The sequence below is a fragment of the Streptomyces sp. NRRL S-920 genome, from assembly GCF_000717945.1.
In the GTDB taxonomy this organism is placed as follows: domain Bacteria; phylum Actinomycetota; class Actinomycetes; order Streptomycetales; family Streptomycetaceae; genus Streptomyces; species Streptomyces alboniger.
Map to the genome: position 1 here is coordinate 52,293 of NZ_JODF01000037.1, position 15,206 is coordinate 67,498.

Here is a 15,206-nt window from a genome sequence, read left to right on the forward strand (position 1 = left end):
CACCTGCGCAACCGTGAAGGCGAGTACGCCCTTTGTCACGACCCGCACGCGCTGCGCCTCCAGCGCCCGGCCGACCCCCTAAAGGCAACCGCTGGCCCGGGCAGGGCGGCCGTGCGGGGTCAGGGGGTGTGGCAGGGTGCCTTCTTCCTGTGCATCGTGGATGCAGGCCATGGCCGCGGCCGTCATTCCGAGTCGGCCGAGTACCTGGGTGGAGTTGAGCAGGATCCGGGTGTCGGCATCGGCCATGGCATTGCTGCAGCGGTCATGTTCGGCTGCCTCTTTGGCGGTCGTTGCGGTGCGTAGCTCTATGACGCGATCGGCCAGCACGTCGCGGGAAGACTCCATGGTGGCGATGCGGCGCACCGCACGGACGATGTCTTCATCGGTCATGTCGTCCATGTCCCCCCGCAGGCGGTGCCCGTCTGCCTCTCGTCACACCGCGGCCCCTGCCTGTGAGGCAGAACACGGCGCGCCACCCGTGCTTCTCGGCGGCGGGAAGGATGGACGGCCCCGCCACCGGGGGGAGGGTGGCGGGACCGTCGTGCTCGGAACGGGGGGAGCCGAGCTGCTGTGCCCTGGAACCGGGGCGGTATGCCTGATGCGGCGTCTTCGACTGTGTGCCGTAGTCCTCAGGCGGGTGGTGGCGACAGTCGTGCTCAGGTCCTCGGCGAGAGCGGTGTCGTTGGGTGCCGTGGCCGCCCAGGTGGTCGTCCGGGCGGACGAGGTCGGCGCAAACGCTGGCGAAGCCGGAAACCGGGTGGTGATATGGACGCGCAGCCCGGCGTGGGGGTGCCCGGCGAGGCGGCCGCCGCCGGTGAGGTCCACCAGGAGGTGGCCGTCGGTGCAGAGCGAACAGGGGGTGTCGCCGAGGGTGAGGCCACCGGGCGCGGGTGCGCGATGGCGTGCTGACGAAGTCTCCCGAAGAGGAAAGGTCCCGGAGGCTTCCTGGCGCCCGCTCTCACCGCTGCCGCTGTGCGCCGTGTACTGAACCGCGCTTCGCATGGTGCGCCGCCCACTCGCGGCCCTCGGTACCGGTGTATCGAGAAACGCGTACGTCACCGTAACCGTCCCCTGTTTCCATGGAGGCACGGACCACGGAGGGCCGTGCCGAGGGGGTGGAGCTTCGGCTTCGGGAAGGTCACGAAGGGGCATATGCCGTGTTACATGGGAACGCTCGTCGGAGGCTGAGGAACGCCGTGCTGGCCGCTGGTGTCGCCATGCTGATGGTGGCCCATGCCGGGTCCGCCACCGCCACCGCCGTCCCGGCGCAAAGTGGTGGGAACGTGCAGAAGGCGATGGAGGAGCTGGCCCAGATTCCCGGGGTTGTCGGAGTCGTGGGAGGGGCCTACGCCAACGGGAAGTCCCTCGGTCTGGGCAGTGCAGGCTCCCGGCTGCTGGACGGGGAGGGCGGCAGGATCCCCGCGAACGCCCGCTTCCGGATCTGGTCACAGACCAAGCAGATGGTGGCCACCGTGGTGCTGAAACTCGTCGAAAAGGGCGAGTTGGGGGTGGATGACAAGCTCAGTGACCTGCTGCCGGAGGTGGTGGAGAAGGACCTGGTGACGCGGGCCGATGAGATCACGGTACGGCAGATGATCCGGCACACCTCCGGCATTCCCGACTGGTACGCCGAGAAGCCGAACCCGGACGGGAGCGAGGGAGACCCCTCGTTCGACGTGTTCGACTTTACGACCCCCTACCGGCCGCTGGATCTGGTGCGGTGGAGCCGTGATCGGCCCCGGACCGGGGAGCCGGGCGAGAAGCGGGCCTACTCCAACACCAATTACACCCTTCTCGGCATGATCATCGAGAGGGTCACCGGTCATGATCTGGCCACCGAGCTGCGCACGCGCCTCTTCGAGCCGCTCGGGATGACCAGGAGCTACTTGATGGTCAAGCCGCCGGACGGCGTCAAGGGGCCGCACGGCCACGGCTACTACCCCGGCACCGATGGCAGGCCGCGCGACGTGGACCGGTACAACGCCGGCCTCGCGGGGGCAGGGGCCGGCGGGGTCGTCTCCACCGCGCACGACGTGAGCGCCTTCAACCGGGCGTTCTCCCAGGGCAAGCTGCTGCCGCCGGAACTGGAGCGAATCCTGACCGACCGGCCGACCGCCGCACACCTCCGAGGCAACAACAGCAACAGCAGTTGCAGCGATGACTTATTCATCACGGGCGGGTCGGCCCCAGGCTCCGTGGCCATGACCTTCTACTCGGCGGACGGACGTCGCCAGCTCGCGTTGTCGTTCACCCTGAGCGTCAAGCCCAACGCCGTGCAGCTCGACGTGGGCAAGGCCGTGGAGAGCATCTTCTGCCCGTCCTCCTGAGCGGCGGCTCCGCGCTCCTCGGCGGCGTCGCCTCAGGCGTGCGTCACGGCTGGGAAGAGCCGATGGTAGGCGATACCCCCGACGAAGCAGCCGCAGCCCTGTACGCGTACGTCGCTTCCACGCGAAATGACGGACAGGCTTCCCTTCTGACCACCTCAGAAGGGAAGCCCGCCACCGATGAGAGCATCGAGCAGGTGCTGGCGGAGATCGCCCCATACGCACGGGCCAACGCCCTGGACCTCAGCACGCCGGACTCCGGGGAGGGGCGGCCGTTGACAGTGATGTCCTCCAGCACGGGGCGAGGACGTCGATCCTCGCGCGCTGGTCGGCCGCCGTACGCGCGGACGGCCGTCGATCGCGGCGTGCCGCAGCGGCCGCTCAGAGATGGCCGTCCAGGACCTTCCGTACCTCGGTGATGGTCATAGGCCCTGTGCCGTGCGCCACCGCCTCTCCCTCCTTCAGCAGGACGTAGGACGGGGCTCCGGTGATCCCGTATCGCTCGGTTGCGGCCGGACAGCGCGTGATGTCGGCGCGGACGGCCGTCAGGCGGCCCGTGTAGGCGTCGGCGATGTCACTCACGACGCGGTCCATCACCTGGCAGGACTCGATTGCCTTGGGCCATGTCCCGGTGAAGTATGCGAGGACCGGAACTCCGCTCATCCCGAGGATGAAATCGAACTCCGCGTCCTCACGGGGGCGGTGAACCCGCTTCGACATGGAAGCTCCTGACCTTTCGTTCCGTCATTTCCTCCCCATCATCCCCCGCGCGGTGTGCCAGGCCGGCCCGGTCGGTCGCCCCGTTGATCTTTCGGAGGAGAGGCACGGGCCCGGCCGCCGGTCACCCAGACACCGTGAAAGCCTGATACCGCTCTTCTCTGGGCCGCATGAGCCAGCTGACGGCACCGCGCACCCGAGAGCCAGGCACGATTCCTGGACCGCTCGCGGACGCGCGGTCGTGGACGGTCGAAGTACGCGTCAGCCGACCCGAAGACCGACCGCCAGCGTCAGTTCAAGGACCCGGTGTGGCGACGTGAGATCCGGAAACAGCTCCCGCAACTGCGACATCCGGTAACGGACCGTCTGGGGATGGACGAACAACGCCGCCGCCACTTCGTCCCGTCTGCCCTGGTGCAGCAGCCACGTCCGCAAGGTTTCCTCCAGCCGCCGTGCGGTGGCGGCAGGCAAGGTCCGCAAGGGTGCGAGGGCTCGGGCACGCAGGTCTGCGAGCGCGTCCACGTCGGCGCTCAGCACCAGCTCGGGCAGGTGGTCCTCGGTGTCGCGGATATCAGAGGAGAGGGAGCGCGCGCGTACGGCTCGTGCGTACGAGGCGGACGCACGAGCCCATGGCCGGGCCGGGCCGACCACTGCGGTGCGGTCGGTCAGCTGCCGCAAGAGATGTGATCGGTCGGCATCGGCGACGAGCAGCACACCGGTGGCGTCCGGCAGATCGTCGAGGACGAGGGTGCTCGGGTCGAGCGCGCGGTAGGCAGGCCGGGCCTGATCCGCGGGCAGCAGGACCGCAGTCAGCGAAACCGGAGGCTGCCACCCAGCCCGTTGAGCAGAGGCCATCAGCACATCCGGGTTCGCGCCGGCGAGGAGGTCGCGGGCCAGCTGTTCCAGGTGGCGCTCGTGGGCCCTGCCTCGGGCGGCCAGTTCGTCGGCATGGCCCGCCGCGCTCGCGGCGGAGAGCTCGTCGATGTAGGCGAAGGTCAGCTCGGCGAACTTGGCGACCTCGGCGGCGGGCAGACCCGCGGGTACGGCACCTGCTGCCAGGCATCGCCAGGCCACGCGGGCGCCGACGCGGTAGGCGCTGAGCAGGGCGTCCATCGAACGGCCGTCGCGCACCTCGCCGCGGCCCAGCTCGTAAGCCGCGTCGTCGGCGTCACCGCCCGTGGTGTTCCCGCTCGCGAGGTCCAGGTAGTGGCCCAGGGCGGTGCGGACGGAGCGGCGGATGGTGGCGCCCATGCGGCCCGAAAGGGCGTTGGCGTAGGAGGGGACCTCGTCGATGATCGCTTGGACGACCTCGTCGGCGGTGGTCTTCAGTGCGGCCCGAAGTGCGGTGACCGTCGTCTCATCCAGGGCCAGTTCGCTGGCCCTCCGGATTGCATGGCTCACGTTTTTGTTCCCTGCGAACAATTCAGTCGACCAGATTTACGTCCTGCGGTCAGGACTTTACGCCTTGAGGCGCAGCAAGCTGGAGTCATGATGAGTGCAGCCCTCCGCAGCAGGGCGTGGAAACTGCTGGAAACGGTCACGACACCACTGCTGCCGTCGGACTACCTCGACCTGGTCAGCCCGCTGCGCGCGGGCGGTGACCTGCGTGGACGCATCGAGGCCGTGCACCCCGAGACGGGTGACGCCACGACGATCGTGATCAGGCCGGGGCGGGGCTGGCGTGGCCACACAGCCGGTCAGTACGTGCGGATCGGAGTCGACGTCGACGGGGTGCGCCTGTGGCGTGCCTACTCCATCACCTCGCCGACAAACCGCCGGGACGGCCGCGTCACGATCACCGTGAAGGCGATCCCGGACGGCAAGGTCAGCAACCACCTGGTGCGCAGGGCGAAACCGGGCACGCTGATCCAGCTCGATCAGCCGACCGGTGACTTCGTGCTGCCGCAGGCCAAGCCCGCCAAGGTGCTCTACCTGACGGCCGGCAGCGGCATCACGCCCGTGATGGGCATGCTGCGCGACATCGAATTCGACGACGTCGTCATGGTCCACTGCGCCCCGCAGCCGCAAGACGTGATCTTCCGCAGCGAACTGCACGACCTGGTCGCGGACAAGAAGCTGCGGCTCACCGAGGTGCACACCGAAACAGACGGCATCCTCGACATTGCCCGTCTCGACGAACTCGTGCCCGACTGGGCCGAGCGTGAGACCTGGGCGTGTGGGCCCGCAGGCCTGCTCGACGCCGCCGAAGAGCACTGGATGGAGCACGGCGTCCAGGAGCGCCTGCACACCGAACGCTTCCGCCCCAGCATCCTCGTCGCCGGCGACGGTGGCGAGGTCACGTTCAGCGCCACCGGCAAGACCGTCGACGCGGACGGCGCCACGCCGTTGCTGGACGTCGGCGAGGAAGCCGGCGTGCTCCTGCCCTCCGGCTGCCGCATGGGCATCTGCTTCGGCTGCGTCACGCCGCTCAAGGCGGGCGCCGTCCGCGACCTGCGCACCGGCGAGATCACCGAGGCCGAGCCGGGCGTCCTCATCCAGACCTGCGTGTCCGCCGCGGCGGGCCCCTGCGACATCGAACGGTAGGAGCACCTTGACCGCCATCGACCCCACCGCCCACCTGACCGCGGAGCAGATCGAGGAGCTTGGCCGCGAGCTGGACGCGATCCGTGACGAGGTGATCGCCAGTCGCGGCGAGAAGGACGCCGCCTACATCCGTAAGGTCATCTCTGCACAGCGCAAGCTAGAGCTGGCCAGCAGGGGCGTGCTGCTGTTCTCGCTCTTCCCGCCGGCCTGGCTGATCGGCACCGCCGGTCTGTCCGTGGCGAAGATCATGGACAACATGGAGATCGGCCACAACGTCCTGCACGGCCAGTGGGACTGGATGCGAGACCCGAAGATCCACTCCACCACCTGGGAATGGGATCACGTCTCCCCGGCCGACCAGTGGAAGCACTCGCACAACGAGCTGCACCACACGTACACCAACGTGATCGGCAAGGACAACGACCTCGGCTACGGCATCATGCGCGTCGACGAGGACCAGAAGTGGCACCCGTTCCACCTCGGCCAGCCGCTGTGGAACTTCATCAACGCCTGCTTCTTCGAGTACGGCATCGCAGCGTACGACCTGGAGCTTGGCAACAACCTGCACAAGCACCGCCGCAAGAACCCGGAGTTCCGCGCGCGGGCCAAGGCCGTGGGCCGCAAGATCCGCAAGCAGGTGCTTAAAGACTACGTGATCCACCCGCTGCTTTCGGGCCCGTCATTCCTCACCACGCTCGGCGCCACGTTCACCGCGAACGTGGTCCGCAACATCTGGTCCCACTCGGTGATCATGTGCGGGCACTTCCCCGAGGGCGTACAGGTCTTCGAGCGCCGGTCGATCGAGGGCGAGACGCGCGGCCAGTGGTACCTGCGCCAGATGATGGGCTCGGCGAACATCAGCGGCAGCAAGGCCATGCACTTCATGACCGGCAACCTGTCGCACCAGATCGAGCACCACCTGTTCCCGGACCTGCCGAGCAACCGGTACGCCGAGGTCGCGGTGAAGGTCCGCGCGCTGTTCGAAAAGTATGAGCTGGAGTACGTCACCGGCCCGCTGCCCAAGCAGGTGATCTCCGCGTGGCACAAGGTCTTCCGGCTCTCGCTGCCGAATAAGAAGCCCAAGGTCAAAACGCCGGTCCGCGAGCGGGAGCTCGTCGCGGCCTGATTCCCGGTATTTAGAGGTCGTTTTCGGCTGGTTTGCGCAACCTCACGCATCTCTTAACTCGTCCTGGGTCTCACGCGTGTCGATTTCGGGCACGCCTCCGATGCACGGAGAGGGCGTCCAGGCACATCTTGGGATGAGACAAGCTTCGCAGGATGAGACCGGCAAGTCGGACCTCCCAGGCGGCCCATGGAGCCCCTTCGTGCTTGTTGCCCGTCAAGTCATGCCTTGCCACAGGTGCATGTTGGGATCAAACAGGCTTCACAGGTGAAAACGACCTCTTCTCAACTTGCCGCGCCCTCTGCCGAGTCCGCGCCCTTGCCAGGACCGCTCAGCTCTCATTATCTTGACGTCAAGATTCATTGGTAGAGGAGAAGTTGTGGCTCTGGGAACGCTCGGATACTCCTTGGACGGCCTGCATCACGTGCAGCTTGCGATCCCTCCAGGTGCTGAGGACATCTGCCGCGAGTTCTGGGGAGACGTTCTCGGCATGACAGAGCTCGAGAAGCCGCCGGTGCTGGCGGCTCGTGGTGGGTGCTGGTTCCGAGGTGGTGGCCTGGAGGTCCACTTGGGGGTTGAAGAGGACTTCCGCCCGAACAGGAAGGCGCATCCGGGGATCCTTGTGACCTCGCTCCAGGCGCTCGCCAAGCGGTTGGAAGACAAAGGAGTGAGCGTCACCTGGGATGACAACTTTCCTGGCCACGATCGCTTCTATGCATTCGACAAGCTGGGCAATCGGCTCGAATTCCTTGAACCTGTCCGCGATTGCTAACGTCGCATGATCAGGGCGTCTTCTTCGTCCAGTGGCTGGTGCTGGGGCTCTTGCGGGTCAGGCGCCGGGTCATGAGCGTGATGAATGCCCAGTTCAGATGGGCTTCGGCATGCTGGGGAAGCCGCTCGTAGTCGCGGCAGTTTCGGCGGGCGTTCATGATCCAGCCGATCGACCGCTCAACCTTCCACCTGCGGGGAAGGACGACGAACCCACGTGCGCCCCGGGGCGCTGCACCGGCCGCATGGACATCCACAAGTCTCTGCCGTCCAGGCGGGCAGCAAGTCACGGGCGTAGGCCGAGTCCGCCCAGATCTGGGTGATCTGTGGGTGGGTGAGCCGCAGGCGCCAGAGCAGGTCGCGGGCGATGATCTCGTCGCGGACGTCGCCCGCCGTCACCGTGATCATCACAGGCAGGCCCAGGGTGTCGACCACGAGGTGTCTCTTGCGCCCGTTGATCTTTTTGCCTGCGTCGTAGCCGCGGCTGTCCCGGCCGACGGTGGAGGCCGCCTTCACCGACTGGGAGTCGACGATCAGCATCACCGGGAACGGGCAGCGGCCCTTGTCTGTGCGAATGTGACGGCGCAGTTGGTCGCGGATGAAGGTGACCACCCCGGCCTGGTTCCATCGCGCAAGTGAAGTAGGCCGCCGACGAGGTGCCCGTGGTTCGGGTCCTTTTCCGATGGCCCCTTCCCGAACGGTGCGGGCTAAGGCTTGTCCCGCAATGATCTTCGAGTCGGTGTAGACGCGGTGGCATCCGTGGTCGGCGCACGCGCTTCTGGCCCATGTCGGTCCGGAGGTGTCGCACTCGGGCGCCGTGCCATGACCTAGATCACGCGATGGCATGTCACTTTTCGGAGAGTCGGCCCGTCAACTCCGTGAACAGCCAGTTGTCCTTTACAAGGAACAGGAAACTTCGTGTTCGCCGCCTATCTCGCAGTCACTCTTCTCGCTTCGGTCACCAACGGATTCGCCGCCGTCGCGAACCTCGTCGGTCACGACTACCCCAGAAGTCAGGCGGACAAGATGGGGCTGCCACACTCGACGATGCGCCCGTTCGGCGTGCTGCTGGCGCTGGGCGCGCTGGGGTTGCTGGCAGGGTTCGCCGTGCCGGTGCTGGGCGCGCTCGCCGCGGGCGGCCTCGTGTTGTACTTCCTCGTCGCGTTCGGTGCCCACCTGCGAGCTCGCGACTACCACTTCGGCGGCTGGGCCATGTTCTTCTCCCTGGCGGTGGCCGCCCTGGCCCTGAACCTGTCGTACCACGGCTGAGCTGTCTTGATCCGCTCACCTCACATCGCTGACGGAAGGAAGCCAGCCCCGATGAACACTCCCAAAGACCCCCGCCCACTGCTGTACCGCGCGGCCGGCCAGCTCGCCGCACTCGTCGCCACCGTCGAACCCGGGCAGCTCGACACACCCACCCCTTGCCACGAGTTCGACATCCGCGCTCTGACCGCCCACGTCATGGGCAATACGCTTGCCTATCCGCACATCATGCAAGGCACCTACAGAGCAGCTGAACCCGGAAACGTCGCCGAGGTCCCGGGCGACGACTGGGCAGCGGCGTACGCGGACGCCGAGGAGCGGCTCATCGTTGCCGGGTGAGCCATGGACGACCGCGCGCTGGACCGCATGGTGGATCTGGGCTTCGCGACCCTGCCTGTGCGCGGCGCGCTGAGCGCGGGTGTCATGGAAATCGCCGCACACGCATGGGACTTGCGCCAGGCCCTCGGAAGTGCGCACGAACTCGCCCCGGAGCTAGCCGAGTTCTCACTGGCATTCGCCCACGAGGCCCTGCCGCCAGAACGGGTCAGCGGTGATTTGGTGATCAATGCGCACATCATGGACGGCGACACGGTCATTGTCAGGGTCAGCCGGACACCGAGAACCTCATAGGGCGTGGCGGCCTTGATCGATGGCGAGGCGACGGTCAAGCGACTCAAGCGGGACGGCTCGACCGTGTGGCTCATGCCGGAGAACGAGGCCTACGCCGATCCGTGGCGATGCGGCCTCCATCCTCGGCATGGTCGTGGCGGATGCGCAGCCTGTGAGCACACCTGTCGCGGCTTTCGGCAGGTCAACGAGTAGCCGGCTGCTGTGGTTGACTCCTTGTCTCACCGAAATGGGGGGACACATGAGCGACGAGGCCGACGTGACGTGGGAAGAGATCGCGGACAGCTGGCGACTGGACGAGCTGATCGAGGGCCGTACGCAGCCCACCACGAACGACGACGTCCTGACGCTAATGACGATCGGGGCGCTGCGTCCGCGGCAGCCGCCGAATGAAGCCGCGCGGCGAAGGGCCCTCGACGCCATGTTGGCGGCTGCTGAAGGCGACACAGATGCTGTAGAGGACCACCCTCCACGGGATCCTGCCCGGATCGAGCAGACTCTTCAGGCCACGCTGCAGGCCTTCGAGAAGGCCCGGTAGCAACGCGTGGAGTGACCGGGCACAGTCGGCCCGCCGCGCGACGAGACCGCGGAAGTCAGCGCGTACAGATATCGCCGTGACCGCGGGCACCACGAATCCGATCACAGCCCCCGGCGCATCCCAATCGGATGCGCCGGAGGTCGCCATAGGGCCAGCGGACTTACAGAAACTCCTTGCCCCAGCGCACGCTCTTGCATTCAGCCAAGCCGCTCGGCGTACTTTAGGGCGTGCCCAGGATCTCGATCCGCCCGCCAGTAAGCCGGTGGCTCCACATCGACCAGCCGAGACTGCACACGCCGGTGATGGCGCCGAACACGGCAAGGGCGTTGGTCCAGTTCATGGACGCAGCGTAGGAAGCCGACCGGGCCGGGCGAGGCGCTTTCTGCGAACCGACTGCCAGAGGAGCCCGGGCCTCACCCTCCGCTCTCCCCACCTTCCCCCGCCCACGTCGGCGGCCGGCCCCCCGGTACGGAGAAGGGCGTCCCTCCGGGACGGCTCAGCCTGGCTCGGCTCGCAGCCGGCTGGAGCATCCGGGCTGCGGGCGGCCCTCCTGCCCGGTCCGGACGCCGGGCCGAAGGACGTGCCCTTCGGGCACGACGGCACTGTCCGTCAGTACCACTTCTGCCCGTCCGCGCCCGTCCAGGTCCATTGCTGAACGCGGGCACCGTTACGTGTGGAAGAGTTCTCTACCTCCAGGGCCTTGCCGGAACCATAGTTACTGATCTCCCAGCTCCCAGCGGGCGGCTTGAGCCAGAGCTGTCCCTTGGCGGTCTTGGAGCAGTCCCAGAGCTGAACGGGAGCACCATTGTCCCTGCGACTGTCGGCCACCTCAAGGCACTTCCCATTATGGGCATTCCTGATCCAGTACTGTCGTCCTGGCCCCACCCATTCCCATTCCCAGGCGGCACCGTCCTGGCCGTTGCAGTCCCATTGCTGGGCCCGGGCACCATTCCTGCTGCTGGAGTTTTCAATCTCCAGGCACTTCCTGCTACCCCAGTTGACGAAAGACGTCGAGTCAGCGTGACTTATCGACGGCGTCAGCAGCATCAAGGCGCCCGCAGCTGCGGTTACGGCTGCGGTCCTCCCCGTAAACGTCATGACAGTCTTCTCCTAAACCAAGAAACACATAAGAGGCTCGCCGGGGTCAGCGGCGAGAAGTTGATCTTATGTCACGTTTACTGACACAGGGCCACATGTTGCTGCTGTCAGGCCAGTCTGTGGTGAACAGGACAGCGCTGGCACGGCCTCAGGGGGAGGGGGGCGGCAGCGCCTGTGGAGAGCGTCCGCTCCTGCGCGCCGTCGGCATTCCTCTGAGCACCACGGCGTGGACCGATGCCGATCCGTACGGGCCGGGGGAGTTGTGGAAGGTCGACCAGGAGCACTTTGTCTCCCAGGCAGGCAGCGGGGTCTCTAATTACCGGCCGTTCGTCGCGATGCTCACCGACCCCGGATGCGGCATGCCTCTGGCCCTGGAACACGAGGCGTGCCGCCGCGCCACCAGCCGCTGCGACGACTGCCGCGTCTACCTACGCAGCACAGGCATCCAGGACGTTTGGAGATCCGCTTCACTCGCAGGGCGGACTTCTACCTGGAGCGCGCCTAGAGGGACGTGTCCGAGTTCGAGCGTCCTCGGCGGCTGTACCGTCGGCTCCCGGCAACCCGCCGCTGAGCTTCGCACCGCGATCTAGCTCTGCCGGATCGCCACAGCTTCTTGCGGTTGCTGAACCAGTTCTGGCTGCCCGCCAGCGTCGTCTGGCTGACCGTCGCCCGGCGCTACGCCGTTCCGCGCGCTGCCCGCCTGCCGGCGCGGTCGGTGCCGCGGTTCGTCCTTCGTGCCCGGGCCCGATCGGGTCACCGCAGCCTACGTCGCGGCGTCCGTATTCCGCTCCCGCCTGTTCTGCCGCAACCATCTGCGCAGGCTGACTTCCAGCGGGCACCCGGCCGCCAGGCGGGCCTCGTCCGCGGCCATCTTCTTCACCGCGTCTCAGAGGAGATGCGCGGGGGCGCGAGCCACAACAGCGGCGCGCAGCGGGCTGTTCCCCGTCCGCTGCACCCTGTCGTCGGTCCGCTGCAGTTGCTCCGTGACGCGGCCCGCGAACTGCCATTCCACATCACCTCACCTCGGCGCATCCTCCCCTGAGCCCCCCCGTGTGGCGATGATCGCGGCAACGATGCCGCCCATGGCACTAATGACAGCCGCAACGGTGGCGTCCACGTCTCCCCCTTGCTCATGGGCGCCGAGTTACGCCCGGCAAGCACACTGGCAGCCCCCGGCCGGACGAGACCAGCGGGCATCTCCGCAGCTCAGAGGCAGTTTCCCCGCCTGCTGAAAGAGGAGTGGGCCATGGCACGGCGCCCCGGCGGCGGGCGGTGCCAGGGAGACGCCGCCCGCCGGCATGCCGAATGCATCTACCGGATCCTGATGGAGGCCCGGCCCGCAGGGCTGCACATCCCGCAACTGCTGGCTGCCTGGGAACTCTCCCAGCGCCAGGCCGAGGACGGGCTCGCGATGCTGCGCGACATCATCACCGAGATGAACTGGCCGCCCCTGATCTGGACCCGCGTTGACGGACCGAAATGCCCGCACGGTGAGGCCGTGCGGGCCTGTGGATAACCGGCTCGCGATGACGGTTCAGGCCCGTCCTGGTCCTTGGGCGCGGCTGGAGCGGGGCCAACTGGCGTCGGCCTCGCCGCGCAGCGCCGTTGGAATGAAGCCGAGAGGGCGAGGCGGGTAGGCCACCCCGTAGGTGCGGGCGAACCGGTTGGCGGGTGCGATAGAGCCCCCGAGCCGTTCCAGGAAGAAGGCCCGGGCCATCGACTGCATCTGTTCTTCGTTCACGTGCAGGATCCACCGGTTCGCGGCGCTGTCGAAACGGGCCGCCTCGGCGGCCGCCTCCAGGCCAGGAACCGGGCCTTGACGCAGACGTCCGTTCAGCGCCAGGTAGCGCCGCACCGCTTCCAGTTCCGAGGGGCGCAGCAGCACGGTCTTCAGCCCCGGCCCCGTCGCAGCGGTGCCCGGGGCAGCCCGTACCCGCGCGTACGTCAGCGCGTCCCACCCGTTGTCTGTCAGCCGCACCGCCCACCGCACCGGATGGCCGGCCTTCGCTGAGAGCTCGGCCCGGTCCTCGAGTGAGGCTTCTTCGGCGAGCCCGAGTTCCAACAGGGGCGCCATGGTCCGCTCATCAACGCCTTGGCTCAGCCCGGCCCACTCCTGCGTGTGCTGTGCGTCGGCCAGCCGCCACAGCAGAATGCTGTGCTTGTCAGAGCGCCCCATGCTCTGCCCCTCCCGCCGCTGTGCGCTGCCGCGACGCCAGCGCCCACAGCCCGGCCTGCGGGCACTGTCAACTGAACCGGACACGGAAGGGTCAGGCACCTCAGGCGCTGTCCACGACGCCGAGATCCTTGTCGGGATGGCAGTGGGGGCAGGCAAGGACCTGCTGATACAGAGCCTCGCGGGCCTGCTCCCGTGAGACGCCCAGCGCCCGCGGCCACTTCGGTGTGTGCGTAGTAGCCGCCGACGTGCACGCCCGCAGGCAGTCCGTCACCGACGCCCTCCTCAATGATCCAGCCCGGAACCGGCGGCCGACGTCGCTCACCTTCGGCCTGCTCGGCCTGGCGCTGCGCCTTTTCCGTATCAGCGGTCGAGTCATCGCGGGCTCCGGGCGGCCAAGTTTCTGGAGTCATCCGACGGCGACAGGCACTGAGCCATACCCGGAGCCCTGGGCCCTACCGATCCTGCGAACGACCAGCCCGAGTCCGCCCCCAAAACGTAGGACAGGCGCTCACTCTGCGGAACCGAGAACCCCGATGGGGACGCCATGCAGATTGGCGAGCCCGGACTGGGCGCCCTGAGCGTCTGGGAGATCGGCGCCGCCGCATTGGTTGAGCGGGCTTCCGAGAGGAAGGCCAAGGAGGTTGCCGTCGGCTGTGCCTGTGCCTGCTGTGGTGGCCCCGTTGGCCTGGGAGCGGGCGTTGTGGTTGGCGCAGCTCGTGCCGAAGGCGGGGGAGAGGAAGTCACCGATGCCGCCGGCGGAGGCGGGGGCGGCGGCGAGGATGCCGCCCGCTACGGCGGTGGCGGTGGCGGTGAGGGTGAGTGTGGTCAGTACCGGGGGACGCGTCATGACCGGTGAACGAGCACCGCGGCGGCTTGTCACGACCTTGGCCGCCAGCTCAACCGTCCCGCCCGCCCACTCGACGCTCACCCGTAGCTGAAGTGCCGGAAGGTGCTCGGGCCGGCTCTCCAAGGGGCGCATAGGGTATCGGTCATGGATATGAGGGCGCTGGCCGAGGACCTAGTGCGGGAAGCCGAAGGGCTTATCCGCGAACACGTGTGGGTCCTGACACCCGACCATCGCCTGGTCGTTGCGAAGGCCGCCGCCGACCTGCACGCCGCCGTCGGCGCTCCCCAGACCCAGGAGGCACTGCCCGCCGTAGAGCGCCTGGAACACCTGCGGGAAGCACTCGCCGCTGTGGCCATCGCTCTTGCTCACGTCCACGGGCATACAGCCTGGTTCCTCGGTGCGGCTGCCAACGTCCTCACGCCCATCTTGCACTGGCGCGCCCTGCCTGCCGGAGACAGCCAAACATTCGGTGCCGTCCCCTCGCCCCCGGAGCGGTATGCGGAAGCCGAGGGCGCAGTCCGCATACTCCAGAGGGCCTTCGCTAGCGTCGCCTCCTGCTGAGACCAACCGTCCCATCAGCGGAACGGCCTGACCGCTACGCGCGCGGACACGGTCGGCGGGACAGGTCCTAGGCGACGATCGCGGCCAGGAGCACGACCGCGGATAGAAGCACAGCGAAGGGCCATCAACCGGGCGAGCCCTGCGACCGACCCCATGACCCTCCAGGCAAACCTGGTCACGCGCCCCGCCCGCTCGACGGCGTCCTCAAAGTCGTTGTCATCGTCCCAGTCAGGGTTCACTGGAGCCTGCCTTCAAGGTGCTAACAAAGGCGTTGGACGTGGCGGTGGGTGATCAGGCAGACGGCGAGGCTGAGGAAGGCTTCGTGGATGTCGTCGCGTCGTTCCCAGCGGATCAGGCGGCGGTACTTGTCGCCGCGGTCGGTCAGCAGCGCGTCGGGGCGCCGACGCGGTCTGCCGACCTGGCCCGCGACGGGGGGAATCTTGTCGAGCAACGGCTCGAGTTGGGTGACGTCGTTGCGGTTTCCGCCGGTCAGCGACACCGCGAGCGGGATGCCCTGTCCGTCGACGATGAGGTGGTGTTTACTGCCCGGCCGTGCGCGGTCGACTGGGCTGGGCCCGCTTTTGGGCCCCGTCGGGCGGCCCGCACGTGCGAGGAGT

22 protein-coding genes are annotated in these 15,206 nt (G+C 67.7%); 11 read left to right on the plus strand and 11 right to left on the minus strand.

Features of this window, described 5'->3' with window-relative positions; genetic code table 11:
• Nucleotides 1–78 precede the first annotated feature (78 nt).
• Nucleotides 79–399, minus strand: coding sequence for a hypothetical protein (locus tag IG54_RS42575; protein ID WP_030788441.1), 321 nt, complete (start codon nucleotides 397–399; stop codon nucleotides 79–81).
• 366 nt (nucleotides 400–765) lie between these two features.
• Here IG54_RS42575 and IG54_RS42150 point away from each other — a divergent pair, with 366 nt between their 5' ends.
• Together IG54_RS42150 and IG54_RS39365 are read left to right on the plus strand one after the other, a co-directional pair.
• The gene (locus tag IG54_RS42150) at nucleotides 766–909 is read left to right on the plus strand and encodes a hypothetical protein (protein WP_158708917.1); all 144 of its coding nucleotides are present in this window, start codon (nucleotides 766–768) and stop codon (nucleotides 907–909) included.
• A gap of 287 nt (nucleotides 910–1,196) precedes the next feature.
• A complete protein-coding gene (locus tag IG54_RS39365; RefSeq protein WP_051819892.1) occupies nucleotides 1,197–2,327 on the plus strand; it encodes a serine hydrolase domain-containing protein in 1,131 nt (376 codons plus the stop codon).
• 378 nt (nucleotides 2,328–2,705) lie between these two features.
• On the opposite strand, the gene IG54_RS0124570 is transcribed toward IG54_RS39365, so the two are convergent.
• Together IG54_RS0124570 and IG54_RS0124575 are read right to left on the minus strand one after the other, a co-directional pair.
• Nucleotides 2,706–3,044: a thioredoxin family protein gene (locus IG54_RS0124570; protein WP_030788446.1), complete on the minus strand. Its 339-nt coding sequence runs from the start codon at nucleotides 3,042–3,044 to the stop codon at nucleotides 2,706–2,708.
• 258 nt (nucleotides 3,045–3,302) lie between these two features.
• Nucleotides 3,303–4,442 (minus strand): PucR family transcriptional regulator, encoded by a 1,140-nt coding sequence (locus tag IG54_RS0124575; RefSeq protein WP_030788449.1) that lies wholly within the window; start codon nucleotides 4,440–4,442, stop codon nucleotides 3,303–3,305.
• 87 nt (nucleotides 4,443–4,529) lie between these two features.
• On the opposite strand from IG54_RS0124575, the gene IG54_RS0124580 reads away from it, so the two are divergent.
• From IG54_RS0124580 to IG54_RS0124590, 3 genes are all read left to right on the plus strand, one after another.
• Nucleotides 4,530–5,585 carry a ferredoxin reductase gene (locus IG54_RS0124580; RefSeq protein WP_030788452.1) on the plus strand — a complete coding sequence of 352 codons (1,056 nt, stop codon included), beginning with the start codon at nucleotides 4,530–4,532 and terminating at the stop codon, nucleotides 5,583–5,585.
• A 7-nt stretch (nucleotides 5,586–5,592) separates the two neighbouring features.
• Nucleotides 5,593–6,711 (plus strand): fatty acid desaturase family protein, encoded by a 1,119-nt coding sequence (locus IG54_RS0124585; RefSeq protein WP_030788455.1) that lies wholly within the window; start codon nucleotides 5,593–5,595, stop codon nucleotides 6,709–6,711.
• A 376-nt stretch (nucleotides 6,712–7,087) separates the two neighbouring features.
• A complete protein-coding gene (locus IG54_RS0124590; RefSeq protein WP_030788457.1) occupies nucleotides 7,088–7,480 on the plus strand; it encodes a glyoxalase in 393 nt (130 codons plus the stop codon).
• A gap of 10 nt (nucleotides 7,481–7,490) precedes the next feature.
• Here IG54_RS0124590 and IG54_RS43835 read toward each other — a convergent pair whose 3' ends face one another.
• On the minus strand, nucleotides 7,491–7,637 hold the full coding sequence (locus IG54_RS43835) for a hypothetical protein (protein ID WP_420712278.1): 147 nt from the start codon (nucleotides 7,635–7,637) through the stop codon (nucleotides 7,491–7,493).
• A gap of 19 nt (nucleotides 7,638–7,656) precedes the next feature.
• The gene (locus IG54_RS43840) at nucleotides 7,657–8,088 is read right to left on the minus strand and encodes a transposase (protein WP_158708919.1); all 432 of its coding nucleotides are present in this window, start codon (nucleotides 8,086–8,088) and stop codon (nucleotides 7,657–7,659) included.
• 306 nt (nucleotides 8,089–8,394) lie between these two features.
• Here IG54_RS43840 and IG54_RS0124600 point away from each other — a divergent pair, with 306 nt between their 5' ends.
• The 5 genes from IG54_RS0124600 to IG54_RS0124610 are packed head-to-tail and all read left to right on the plus strand — an operon-like array spanning nucleotide 8,395 to nucleotide 9,907.
• On the plus strand, nucleotides 8,395–8,745 hold the full coding sequence (locus IG54_RS0124600) for a DoxX family protein (RefSeq protein WP_030788460.1): 351 nt from the start codon (nucleotides 8,395–8,397) through the stop codon (nucleotides 8,743–8,745).
• A 51-nt stretch (nucleotides 8,746–8,796) separates the two neighbouring features.
• Entirely contained in the window at nucleotides 8,797–9,081 is a 285-nt protein-coding gene (locus IG54_RS39370; protein ID WP_051819894.1) for a maleylpyruvate isomerase N-terminal domain-containing protein, read from the plus strand.
• A gap of 3 nt (nucleotides 9,082–9,084) precedes the next feature.
• The gene (locus IG54_RS39375; protein WP_051819896.1) at nucleotides 9,085–9,372 is read left to right on the plus strand and encodes a hypothetical protein; all 288 of its coding nucleotides are present in this window, start codon (nucleotides 9,085–9,087) and stop codon (nucleotides 9,370–9,372) included.
• Between the two features lie 3 nt (nucleotides 9,373–9,375).
• Nucleotides 9,376–9,564, plus strand: a complete 189-nt coding sequence (locus IG54_RS43070) for a LexA family protein (protein ID WP_234336333.1) — start codon at nucleotides 9,376–9,378, stop codon at nucleotides 9,562–9,564.
• A 46-nt stretch (nucleotides 9,565–9,610) separates the two neighbouring features.
• Nucleotides 9,611–9,907, plus strand: a complete 297-nt coding sequence (locus IG54_RS0124610) for a hypothetical protein (protein WP_030788464.1) — start codon at nucleotides 9,611–9,613, stop codon at nucleotides 9,905–9,907.
• Nucleotides 9,908–10,516: 609 nt separating this feature from the next.
• Here IG54_RS0124610 and IG54_RS43845 read toward each other — a convergent pair.
• Nucleotides 10,517–11,005 (minus strand): RICIN domain-containing protein, encoded by a 489-nt coding sequence (locus tag IG54_RS43845; protein WP_078594452.1) that lies wholly within the window; start codon nucleotides 11,003–11,005, stop codon nucleotides 10,517–10,519.
• 1,246 nt (nucleotides 11,006–12,251) lie between these two features.
• On the opposite strand from IG54_RS43845, the gene IG54_RS41440 reads away from it, so the two are divergent.
• On the plus strand, nucleotides 12,252–12,521 hold the full coding sequence (locus IG54_RS41440) for a hypothetical protein (protein WP_037897631.1): 270 nt from the start codon (nucleotides 12,252–12,254) through the stop codon (nucleotides 12,519–12,521).
• An 18-nt stretch (nucleotides 12,522–12,539) separates the two neighbouring features.
• Here the strand turns inward: IG54_RS41440 and IG54_RS0124630 are convergent, their stop codons facing one another.
• The 5 genes from IG54_RS0124630 to IG54_RS0124650 all read right to left on the minus strand — a co-directional run.
• Entirely contained in the window at nucleotides 12,540–13,181 is a 642-nt protein-coding gene (locus IG54_RS0124630) for a DUF6417 family protein (RefSeq protein WP_051819898.1), read from the minus strand.
• A 100-nt stretch (nucleotides 13,182–13,281) separates the two neighbouring features.
• Complete coding sequence (locus IG54_RS42160) at nucleotides 13,282–13,452, minus strand: DUF6233 domain-containing protein (RefSeq protein WP_158708920.1); 171 nt, start codon at nucleotides 13,450–13,452, stop codon at nucleotides 13,282–13,284.
• 237 nt (nucleotides 13,453–13,689) lie between these two features.
• On the minus strand, nucleotides 13,690–14,028 hold the full coding sequence (locus IG54_RS38255) for a hypothetical protein (protein ID WP_037897633.1): 339 nt from the start codon (nucleotides 14,026–14,028) through the stop codon (nucleotides 13,690–13,692).
• Nucleotides 14,029–14,199: 171 nt separating this feature from the next.
• Nucleotides 14,200–14,397, minus strand: a complete 198-nt coding sequence (locus tag IG54_RS42165; RefSeq protein ID WP_158708921.1) for a hypothetical protein — start codon at nucleotides 14,395–14,397, stop codon at nucleotides 14,200–14,202.
• A gap of 451 nt (nucleotides 14,398–14,848) precedes the next feature.
• Nucleotides 14,849–15,206 (minus strand): transposase (locus tag IG54_RS0124650; protein WP_158708922.1); only part of this gene is annotated, 358 nt, incomplete at its 5' end.